This window comes from Deltaproteobacteria bacterium, assembly GCA_016223005.1.
Taxonomy (GTDB): Bacteria; Desulfobacterota; GWC2-55-46; order UBA9637; family GWC2-42-11; genus JACRPW01.
Genome location: JACRPW010000007.1, coordinates 1 through 11,234, shown reverse-complemented (window position 1 = coordinate 11,234; position 11,234 = coordinate 1). Strand labels below are relative to the sequence as shown.

At 39.0% G+C, this 11,234-nt stretch carries 12 protein-coding genes; 7 read left to right on the top strand and 5 right to left on the bottom strand.

The genetic code is table 11. The features are described from left to right. The 4 genes from HZC45_00820 to HZC45_00805 all read right to left on the bottom strand — a co-directional run. Positions 1-518, bottom strand: a 518-nt coding sequence (locus tag HZC45_00820; protein ID MBI5681713.1) for an LptF/LptG family permease, incomplete at its 3' end; no start/stop codon positions are given. A 13-nt stretch (positions 519-531) separates the two neighbouring features. Further along, on the bottom strand, positions 532-1,716 hold the full coding sequence (gene lptF / locus HZC45_00815) for an LPS export ABC transporter permease LptF (GenBank protein MBI5681712.1): 1,185 nt from the start codon (positions 1,714-1,716) through the stop codon (positions 532-534). Between the two features lie 216 nt (positions 1,717-1,932). After that, positions 1,933-2,292: a PIN domain-containing protein gene (locus tag HZC45_00810; GenBank protein MBI5681711.1), complete on the bottom strand. Its 360-nt coding sequence runs from the start codon at positions 2,290-2,292 to the stop codon at positions 1,933-1,935. 1 nt (position 2,293) lies between these two features. Beyond that, positions 2,294-2,491 (bottom strand): type II toxin-antitoxin system VapB family antitoxin, encoded by a 198-nt coding sequence (locus tag HZC45_00805; GenBank protein MBI5681710.1) that lies wholly within the window; start codon positions 2,489-2,491, stop codon positions 2,294-2,296. A 280-nt stretch (positions 2,492-2,771) separates the two neighbouring features. Here HZC45_00805 and glgP point away from each other — a divergent pair, with 280 nt between their 5' ends. From glgP to HZC45_00770, 7 genes are all read left to right on the top strand, one after another. Continuing rightward, positions 2,772-4,436, top strand: a complete 1,665-nt coding sequence (glgP, locus tag HZC45_00800) for an alpha-glucan family phosphorylase (protein MBI5681709.1) — start codon at positions 2,772-2,774, stop codon at positions 4,434-4,436. Positions 4,437-4,539: 103 nt separating this feature from the next. Beyond that, positions 4,540-6,180 (top strand): phosphoenolpyruvate carboxylase, encoded by a 1,641-nt coding sequence (locus HZC45_00795; GenBank protein MBI5681708.1) that lies wholly within the window; start codon positions 4,540-4,542, stop codon positions 6,178-6,180. After that, positions 6,174-7,346, top strand: a complete 1,173-nt coding sequence (locus HZC45_00790; protein ID MBI5681707.1) for a phosphoenolpyruvate carboxylase — start codon at positions 6,174-6,176, stop codon at positions 7,344-7,346. Before HZC45_00795 ends, HZC45_00790 begins: the two co-directional genes overlap by 7 nt. A 35-nt stretch (positions 7,347-7,381) precedes the next feature. Beyond that, positions 7,382-8,323 (top strand): CRISPR system precrRNA processing endoribonuclease RAMP protein Cas6, encoded by a 942-nt coding sequence (cas6, locus tag HZC45_00785; protein MBI5681706.1) that lies wholly within the window; start codon positions 7,382-7,384, stop codon positions 8,321-8,323. 28 nt (positions 8,324-8,351) lie between these two features. Beyond that, positions 8,352-8,897 (top strand): nucleotidyltransferase, encoded by a 546-nt coding sequence (locus HZC45_00780; protein ID MBI5681705.1) that lies wholly within the window; start codon positions 8,352-8,354, stop codon positions 8,895-8,897. Further along, a complete protein-coding gene (locus HZC45_00775; protein ID MBI5681704.1) occupies positions 8,894-9,136 on the top strand; it encodes a hypothetical protein in 243 nt (80 codons plus the stop codon). Before HZC45_00780 ends, HZC45_00775 begins: the two co-directional genes overlap by 4 nt. A 146-nt stretch (positions 9,137-9,282) precedes the next feature. Beyond that, positions 9,283-9,855, top strand: coding sequence for an HD domain-containing protein (locus tag HZC45_00770; protein ID MBI5681703.1), 573 nt, complete (start codon positions 9,283-9,285; stop codon positions 9,853-9,855). Positions 9,856-9,918: 63 nt separating this feature from the next. Here the strand turns inward: HZC45_00770 and HZC45_00765 are convergent. After that, on the bottom strand, positions 9,919-11,234 hold a 1,316-nt coding region (locus HZC45_00765; GenBank protein MBI5681702.1), incomplete at its 5' end, for an IS1380 family transposase.

Sequence of the window (11,234 nt, the reverse complement as noted above, 5' to 3'; positions counted from 1 at the left end):
TGGAGTGTCCCTTTTTGTGAGTCAATATATCTAATGCTGTATATCCTCTCTTTGCTGCCATACCATAGTCTGTTTTGCTTAAAAGAAGGTGTATCTCCTTTTTTTTCTATTCTAATCTTTTTTATAACCTCTGCCTGTCTTTTCGCAGGGGGTGAGATAAATTCATTTATAATAAACGATAGGATGCCTATTACTATTGATGCTGCAATTACTGGGTATATAATCTTTATTATGCTTATGCCTCCTGCCTTCATAGCAGTAATCTCCACATTTTCAGAAAGTATCCCGAGTGATAAAAGTGTTGCAAGAAGCACGGCAACAGGCATGGTCTGATACAATATAAATGGCACCTTGTATAAAAAGAATCTTACCCCTTCTGACAAGGTTGCCTTGTTTTCCATCAGGTCATCTATTTTTTCAAACAGGTCTATAATGAGGTATATGGACACCAATGTTACTATGCACAGAAGAAATATCTTTAGAAATTCTTTTAGTATATGTCTAACGAGTATTTTCATAAGTTTTTTGGTATTAACCTGCCTTCCTTTGCAGAAACTCCTTTGCCCTGTAAATAACAGATGCAAGAAACCCTTGAAAATTATCCAGCCATTTTACTCTGGACTCTTTATGTGCCTTGTAAAAGATATATATGCCTATTATACCCATTATGATATTTGAACCACAAAAAGAAAAAAATGGGTTTATCCTTCCCTCCTCACCAAGAGATTCCAATAGAGTTGACAGGGTGTAATATATAAGCATGACCGCAAGTGCTATTATAAAACCCCTGTATCTGCTTGTTCGGACATGCTGGATTGCCAGAGGGATGCCCATAAGCCCGAATATAAAGATAGCAGATGGGAGGGCAAACCTTTTGTGCATATCTATAATATAAGGTGATGCATTTTCCCCTGATGCCTTGGTCTTGTCAATCTTTTGCAGCAATTCTCCTATTGTTAATTCCCTGTTTGTTCTGGATACCGATGGATTATCAGATGTCTTTACCCTTAAGTTTATATCGTATGTATTAAACATTAAAAGTGTATATTTATTTGTCTTCTTAATGGTTTTATGCACAGTTCCATCCATCATACGAAGGGTTACTGACATAGATTGAGGGTTTGTCATAAGAACTCCCCTGTTTGCTATTATCACATTGGAGGTTTCATCCTGCCTCTCTTCTGAAACCATAATCCCGTTTAAATCTCCATTGGACTGGCTGATATGGTTTACATAAATCAGAATCCTGTCAAATATGTCATTAAATGTCTTTTCCTTTATACCTGTTGCAGCCTTTGTTCTTGCTACATCATAAAGCAGTTTCTTTCCTGAAAGGTTTGCCCATGGAAATGCAAACAGGGTTATGTATGCTGATAACAAAGAAGTGATGATTGCCATTACAGCCACAGGGGCAGACAAGCGATATAATCCTACCCCAGATGCCTTTATTGCAGTTATCTCATTGTCTCCTGAAAATCTGTTAAATGTAATGAGAACAGAAAGCAGAAACGAAATTGGTATTATATAGATTAAAAACGGCGGCATGAGAAAGAATAAGAATTTTAAGACTACTATTATGCTGACCCCATGGTTCACAATAAGTTCTATTAGTTTGAGCGATTTGCTTAAGAGCAGTGTTATTGATAAGATTCCGCTGCTTAAGATGAAAGGGATGGCAAGTTCCTTAAGTATATATATGTCAAGGGTTCTTGGCATGACATAATGCTACAACAAGTTTACCATATTGTAAAGTATCCGGAGTATGTGCTGTATTTTCAGGTACCTTTGTGAGCCAAGGCTCGTGAGGGTTTCACCTTATTTTGATTGAAACGGAACCAGCGCTGAACTTGTAACTATACACAACGACATAAATAGAACCGTCCTAAATTAATAGGCGTCCCCTTTAGTTCTTTAGTTCCTGTCCCCTTTAGTTCAACGATATGCTAATCCTAATTTTACCGAGACCTCGTGCAGCCTCTTGTCTAATGTCCATAAGGAAGCCTTGGACAAAATAGATGAGGCAAGCAGATGCATATCAATGTATCCTAATCCCTTTCCCATAAGTTTATAATTTTCTATAAACCGCATCACTTCTTCATGCCCTGCACGGATTGCCATAGGAATCGCCTGTAAGAGGGAGAGTATTTCAGACCTGTTTTTGATATTTCCACAAGCGAGTTCGCCGATAATAAACTGATGACAGATAACAAGGTCATCATTTAGCAGCGCCTTAAGTCCGATATTCCCACTGCGGAAATGTTCAACCCACACTGAAGTGTCAACAAGAACCATTTTATCTGTCCGCAGTTCTTCTGCGGGGTATCATCTTCAATTCCTTTTCAGTTCCCCCCAGACTGGCAAGCCTTTTGGCGCTTTCCCTTGCTATCAATGATTCAAGCCCAAGCCTGACAAGCGAGGTTTTTTCCTGAATACCTGTCATTTTTTTTGCCTTGTTAAGCAACGCGTCTTCTATGTTTAGTGTTGTCCTCATAAATTTCCCCCCGCCATCAAGTATGCATTACCATATGCATTAGTATGGCTTATTCATATGCATTTGTCAATAAAGAAAGTCAGCATTTTTTCGCCTGTTGTCGGAGTATGTGCTGTAAAACAGATGTGAAAACAAAGTTGTGATGTATGCCAGGTTTGTTAATACCTTGACCCCTTAATCTCTTTTTAGTAAGATTGCAGTTGCAGTCAGAAAGGGGGGGTAAAGTAATATGGTGCAATTTCACGAATTTTTAAAAGAACCAAAGATAGCCTACTTCTCAATGGAAGTGGGTATGCTTAATAATATGCCTACATACAGCGGCGGTCTTGGTGTTCTTGCCGGTGATACAATAAGGAGTGCTGCTGATCTGAAACTCCCTATGGTTGCAGTAACACTTATCTCCAGAAAAGGTTATTTCAATCAGGATATAGATGAAAACGGATGGCAGACAGAGTCCCATGTTTCATGGGAGCCTTCCAGATTTATGACACTCTTGTCTGAAAAGGTAAAGGTTGGGATAGAAGGCAGGGATGTTTATATACAGGCATGGCTTTATCTTGTTGATAGTCTTACAGGCGGCAAGGTGCCTGTATTTTTTCTTGATACTGATGTGCCTGACAATGCACCTGAAGACAGAAGGATAACTGATTGTCTGTATGGCGGCGATAATAGATACAGATTAAAACAGGAGATTATACTTGGTATTGGCGGTATCAGGATGCTTAATGCCCTGGGCTTTCATATAAAAAAATATCACATGAATGAAGGACATGCCTCATTTCTTACCATGGAACTCCTTCTGGAACACAAAAGGGATATTGAGAGTGTATGGGATGAAAGATTTATCTGGGATATAGAGATGGTTAAGGATTTATGTGTCTTTACAACCCATACACCTGTTGATGCAGGGCATGATAAGTTCTCATATGACATGGTTAAGGAGGTAATGGGTGAGATAATCCCATTTAATGTATTAAGGGAACTTGCAGGCAGGGATAACCTGAATATGACACTCCTTGCACTTAATTTAAGCAAATATGTTAATGGGGTTGCAAAAAAACACGGCGAGGTCTCAAAGAATCTTTTTCCTGGTTATGAAATACATGCCATAACAAACGGTGTGCATTCATATACATGGACATGTGAAAGTATGGCAAGGCTTTATGATAAGTATATACCCGGCTGGGCAAATGAGCCTGAATTATTTGTGAGGATTGGCAGAATACCTGATGAGGAGTTGTGGAATGCACATATGGAGGCAAAGAAGATACTTCTGGATTTCGTAAAGGAAAAAACAGGTGTAATGACAGACCCTGATGTTCTGACAATTGGCTTTGCACGAAGGGCAACTGCATACAAGAGGGCAGACCTTTTATTTTCTGATATAGAGAGGCTTAAGAAGACAGCAAAAAAAGGCAGACTCCAGATTATATATGCAGGCAAATCACATCCAAAAGATACACAAGGCAAGGAACTCATACAGAAGATACATAATCATATAAGGGAACTCAAAGGCATTATAGATATAGTTTATCTGAAAAATTATAATATGGATATTGCACTAAAACTTGTTTCAGGTGTTGATGTCTGGCTAAATACACCGCTGCGGCCCAGAGAGGCATCAGGAACAAGCGGCATGAAGGCTGCACATAACGGGGTCATGAATTTCAGCGTTTTGGACGGCTGGTGGATAGAAGGACACATAGAAGGTTTTACAGGCTGGGCAATAGGTCCCTTGCCCTCTGAAAACTCGCTGTCAGAAAACATTGATACAAGAGATGCTGATGACCTCTATACAAAATTGGAAAAGGTTATTATCCCTATGTTCTATAACGACAAACATACATGGGTAAGGATGATGCAGAATGCCATAGGCAAGAATGCATATTATTTCAATACCCATAGGATGATGAGAAGGTATGTATCAGAGGCGTATATAAGATAACCAAAAAACGAAAAGTGTAAAGCGAAAAGTGAAAAGTGAAAAACAAAGGTACATTAGTTTTTCGCTTTTCGTTTTTTGCTTTTCGTCCCATACCCCATATCCTATGACCTATAACGACAAACAACTCATAAGGGATATAGAATATCTCCAAAGTATACTGTATGAAGTGCTTCTTGAACAGTGCGGCAGTCCATTCCTTAAAACCATCCAGTTACTTACAAATGCCAGTCTGAAACATCATGTCAGAACCCGACTCAGAAATATAATAAACAACCTTGATATAGATGCGTCCAGCAATGTTATTCAGGCATATGCTCTAAATTTCCAGTTAATAAATATTGCTGAAGAAAACTTTGGTATGCAGGACAGACGGCAGATTCAAAGAAGCGGTCTGTCTGTAGCAGGTTCAATTGAAGATTGTATATCTTCATTCAAAAAACAAGGGGTTTCTCCAGAGGACATAAATGAAATGTTAAATGGATTGTCTATAGTCCCTGTTATTACTGCCCATCCAACAGAGATAAAAAGACGGACTGTTCTTGAAAAACACAGGGGTATTTATCTTGCCATATTTAAAAAAGAAAATCCAATATGGTCACCTATTGAAAAGGAGTTACTGGGGGCGGGTATTTTTGGTGAGACTCTGAAACTATGGCAGACAGGTGATATAAGGCTTGAGAAACCAAGTATAGAGGAAGAGGTGGAAAACGGCATCTTTTATTTTAATAGAACATTTTTTGAGATGCTGCCCCGATTATATGAGGAGTTGAAAATCTGGTTAAAGAAATATTATCCTGCTCATGATTTTGAAATCCCATCTATCCTGTATTTTGGGAGTTGGATTGGCGGGGATAGGGATGGGAATCCATTTGTAACCTCTGAAAAGACGAGATGGACATTTAAGAGACATAAGGAACTCATCTTATCAAAATACATTGAAACTGTAACTGGTCTTATCTCTAAGATGAGCATATCAAGATACCTTGTCCCTGTAAGCAAGGAACTTTTGACCTCTATAAGAGAAGATGCAATAAAGATGGGTCTTGATGGGCAGACAGTCATTAGTAGAAATCCGCACGAACCATATAGGCAGAAACTTTCTCTTATAAAAAAGAAACTGGAAAATACATTAAAAACAGGGTCAAGGGTCAAGGGTCAATCGTCAAGGGTAGAAGAAACTGTAACTCAAGGCTTTAGCCTTGAAGGCATCAAACCTGAAGGTTTGAGTTACAGAACATCTCAAGAATTTATAGATGACTTAAACATAATAAAGACAAGCCTTAATGAAAATAAGGGCGAAAGGATTGCAAGACTTGATATTGAACCTCTGACATGGCAGATACAGACCTTTGGTTTCTTTCTTGCAAAACTGGATATAAGACAGCACAGCGAAGTTCACAGGATGGCTGTTGCAGAACTCCTTGAAAAATCATGTGTCGTCCAAACAGGGTATCTTGCCCTACCTGAAAATGAAAAGGTAAAAATCTTATCCAAGGAACTTCTAAATATAAGACCTCTTGTGCCAGATTACAGTCATAGGACAGATGAGACGCGGGAGGTTCTTAATACACTTAAGGTTATTAAAGAGGCACAGGAAGAGATTACATGGGATGCCTTTGGTTCGTATGTAATCAGCATGGCAAATAATGCAAGTGATGTGTTGACTGTCATGCTTCTTGCCAAAGAGGTTGGTTTATGCGGCATAGATAATGAAGTTCACTTAGAGGTTCATCCGACATACTAAAGACCCTGTTTCAAAATGAAGTATATAAAAGGTATCTTGCACAGCGGGAAAATATACAGGAAGTTATGCTGGGATATTCTGACAGCTGCAAGGACGGCGGTATCCTTACATCTAATTGGGAGTTGTATAATGCACAGAAAAGGATTGTTGAGGTTGGAGAAGAAAATAATGTTAAGATAAGACTGTTCCACGGCAGGGGCGGGACAGTGGGCAGGGGAGGGGGTCCAACGCACAAGGCAATACTTGCCCAGCCAAAAGGCACGGTTAATGGAAATATAAAGATAACAGAGCAAGGTGAGGTTATATCATCAAAATATGCAAACCTTGGAACTGCTGCATATAATCTGAATCTGCTTATTGCAGGTGTAATGGAGGCAGCATTATACAGTGAACAGTTAGCAGTGAACAGTGAACAGTCAGAGAAGGAAAAAATATTTGAAGAGGCATTTGGGGAGATTTCTCAAATTTCTTATAAACTATATAGAGAATTGATTGAAGATGAGGATTTTCTTGCATACTTTTATCAGGCAACACCTATAGATGAACTTGAGTATCTAAAGATTGGTTCAAGACCCAGTTATAGGTCAGCCCCCGATAGCTTCAATCGGGGGTTGCCTGACATTAAAAAAGTAGAGGATTTGAGGGCTATCCCATGGATTTTTGCGTGGAACTTAAGCAGGCACATTATACCAGGATGGTATCCATTTGGGTCGGCAATTGAAATATGGGTCAAGGGTCAAGGGTCAAGAGGGGAAAGACTTTTAAAAGAGATGTATAGAGATTGGCTGTTCTTCAGCAATCTTGTTGATAATATCCAAATGGTTCTTGCAAAGACAGATATGGATATTGCAAGACTTTACGCCTCTCTTGTAAAAGATGAAAATGTAAGGAATGGGGTTTATAAAAAAATCAAAAAAGAATTTGATTTAACCGTTAAAATGATTTTAATGATTACAGGGCAGAAGAATATACTTGATAATGATAAATTCTTGCAGCGGTCTATAAATTTAAGAAAGCCGAGCATAGACCCTGTTGATTATATTCTGGTGGATTTGATTAAAAAGGTAAGGGATAAGAGGATAAAGGGCGAAGAGAGGCAAAGGGTTATAAAAACCCTTATGGCAGGCATAAACTGCATAGCAGCAGGCATGAGGAATACGGGATGAAGAAAGAGAGATGTAAATATTTTTTAGTATAAATAATGTGGAGGTTTTCGGTGGTTAAATTTAATTTAACCTTAAAGGCAATAGAGCCAATTATCCTCCCTATTTACAAAGGCTCTACCTTCCGCGGCGGATTCGGCCACGCCTTCAAAAAGGTCGTCTGCACCGTCAGGAACACTGATTGCGGCAACTGCCTTCTTAAATCAAAATGTATCTATTCTTATGTCTTTGAAACCCCGCCGCCAGAAAACTCGGAAATCCTCCGCAAATACGAAAAAGCCCCGCACCCTTTTGTAATAGAGCCTCCACTTGAAACAAAGACAAATTATCAGCCTGACGAAATCATTACATTCAATTTCATCCTTATCGGCAAAGCCGTGGATTATCTTCCATATTTTATCTACACCTTTGAAGAACTTGGTAGAATCGGGATTGGAAAAGGAAGGGGGAAATATGAATTAAAGGAAGTAACTTGTGGGGGAAAGCAGATTTACAATTCCGCTGACAGACAAATTAAGTTTTTTCCTTCAGATGATTCCTCTCCAACCTCTTTATTTCCAAACCCCTCAACTCATAACTCTAAATTCATAACTCTAAACTTCTTAACCCCCACCCGCATCATTGTGAACGGAGACCTTGTTGTGGATTTGGAATTTCATCACCTTATAAGGAGCCTCCTCCGCCGCATATCAACCATCTCATACTTCCATTACGGAGAGCGTCTTGACCTTGATTTCAAGGGATTGATTGAAAGGGCGCAGGCAGTTAAGGTAAAAGACAGAGACACAGAGTGGCATGACTGGGAGAGGTATTCGGCAAGACAGGATGTCAGGATGAAGATGGGCGGCTTTGTCGGGAAGGTTGTTTTTGAAGGAGAGATGTCTGAATTCATGCCGTTTATCAAAGTTGGCGAAATACTCCATGTCGGAAAAGGGACTAGTTTTGGGCTGGGGAAATATGAAATAAAAGGTAGTTATTGATTTTAGAGGGCGGGGAGTATAAATAAATATGATTGATGAGTTAGAAGTTCTTAAAATTGTAACGGGCAGATTAGAATCCGCCGGTATACCGTATATGGTAAGCGGTTCAGTAGCCGCTAATTTTTATGCTGCCCCTCGTATGACCAGAGACATTGATATAGTTATCGAGATTTCCGAGAAAGATACGGAAAAGATTTTTTCGTTATTTTCCGGTGATTTTTATATAGATAAAGAGGCGATAAAAAATTCTCTGAAATCTCAGGGAATGTTTAATGTTATTCACTATGAGGCTATTGTTAAAGTTGATTTTATTATCAGGAAAAATCAAGAATATAGCCGGATAGAGTTTGGACGAAAGAGAAAGATTATTTTTGGCGGGAGCAGCATTAATATTGTTTCACCGGAGGACCTGATTATTTCAAAATTATTTTGGGCAAAGGATAGTTTTTCAGAGATACAAATCAAGGATGTAAAAAATCTAATCAAAACGGTTGATGAACTGGATATGAATTATATCAAAAGTTGGGTAAAGAAATTAGGACTGGAAGATATTTTTAAGGAGGCGGATAAATGAATGATACTAATCAAGAAATGGAATCCAGGTTTCATGAAATGCTTAAGAAAAAAAGCGGACAAGAAAGATTGCAGATGGGCTTTTCCATGTTTGATTTTGCTCTGGAACAGGTGTCCGCATCGGTAAAAATGAGAAACCCGCATGCCAAAAAGGAAGAGATAAGGCGAGAAATATTTTTACGTTTTTATGGCGAGGATTTTACTCCTGCCGAGCGGGATAAAATATTACAAAAACTTTAATGACAGAGGGGAAAATAAATGGTATAAATTTGCAATAAACAGGTTAATTGAAAATAACCATTATGAATATTGCTGTATTAAACGACTGATGGGCGACCGTCAAGGTGGGGGAGAAAAGGCAGGGGGCGTTCTAAAGGAGGGAGTAGATGAGCGGGTTTGATAAAAAGGAATACCAGAGTGTGGTGCTGGGGGCGTTGCTGCATGATGTGGGGAAGATGCTGCAAAGAGGTAGTTTTGGTTCGCTTGATACGAAGGGGCAGCATCCTCAGGTCTCATCTGATTTTGTCAGTGCATTTAAGGGGTTCTTTTCTAAATTTGTAGATTTTGACTTATTCAAAACACTTGTTCAGAGGCATCATGAAAATCCTAGCCATTTTAAAGAGAATTTGCTTTGCCAAAATGCCCCTGAAGAATCTAAGGCATTAAGTTACCTTGTTAGCAGGGCAGATAACTATTCATCATCTGAAAGAGGCGAAAAGGCAGAAACCTATCAGGACTTTAAGGCAACCCCAATGGTATCAATATTCAGCCGCATTAAACTCAACAAAGAACTGCCTGAACAATACAGATACAGGCTTAATTACTTAATGCCAGAAAATGCCTTCCCTGAAAAATTTAATAAATATGAAGATAATGAAGTATTTAACCCAAAAAATGCATTTCAAAAAGACATACCTATAGAACCACGCCTATCAAGGCAATTCACGAATCATTATTAACAAAGCTAATATCTACGGCATTTTTGATGTCCCTCCTATTATTTATTCTTTGATCGTTTTCGTTCATCCAAATGCATTGCAAATGTTATTGGAAGCAGGAACATATTGATTTATGCGGTTGTATAGGTATAGGAGTTTAGACCTCACCTTCTGTTTTATGACGGAAATCCTTAATATCATCTTTCTGCCATCGCTTCCTAATTGTGCAGGAAGCACAAAGTATTTATACCTCATGGTCTTTAATCGTTCTATTTTCTCTTTCTGTTCAAATATCTCGTATCTGAATAAGACAAACAGGTTATAGATGAATACTCGTATTAGCATTGATGCCTCTGTAGAGTAAAACTTCTTCATTGAGAAACCGCCAAGGGCAAAATCCTCTTTTAACTCCTTCAGCGTATTCTCATCATTTGCCCTCGGCCTGCACTTATTCCAAACCTCATATGGTTTATCTTCTAAGTTGGTTACCCATACACTGTAACGATATTCGTTCATGTCAAAATCATTCTTAAATAGAGGGAGGGTCTTACCCATAGCATGGTTCCTCTTTTTTATATCCTGACGCACAGCTATGTATCTCCGTTCTTTATCCCATTCGTTATGCTTGAACATAAACCCTGAAACCCATATGCCGTCTGCTATTTCTTCCCAGTTGGTATTGATAATGGAATATATCTTCCTCTGTAACGGCCCGTAAAGTCTGGCGGCTATTATATATTTGAGACCCTTTACCTCTATCATCTGTATGAACTCTAACAAATAGAAACCGCTGTCTGCTATAATCCCATTTATCTTTATCAGGCCGTTGAGTCTATGCCATGTGGATTCAAAAAAACCAAGGATGTTGTTGCACGATGCCGCATTGCCGGGACGATTCCATAGGTTTACTACATATTTGCTCTTGTTCAGAAAGGCAAAGAGAGGGTTGTGGCTGCCCCGACCTTTTTTATTGGGATTATATCCCTTCTGGACCCCTTCCTGTTTTCCATATCTCTCAAGCACTGATGAATCAAATGTCAGCCAGTCTTCTATTATATTAGACCATGGTATAAGTTTAGATAAATAACTCCATAGTCCATCAGACATTGATTCCACATCTTTTAACTTATTTATCTTTCCAAAAAGCCTCGTCAATGTGGTAGAGGCTAAGGGTAGTCTCTGGACGGCAAAGAGTGTTGACAATATTTCATGACATCCAAGATAGAGCAGGTGTGAAAACCTGCTGCCGCCAGCATATAGCATAAGGGTATATGCCAATACCTTGCCATAAATGCCGATGCTGTTTGGTGAAATCTCTTTGACAGGGATGACTGCCTCCAAGACCTCCCTTATATTGATCTTTTCAAAGAATGCCGCAACTAAACTGAAACCGCCATATG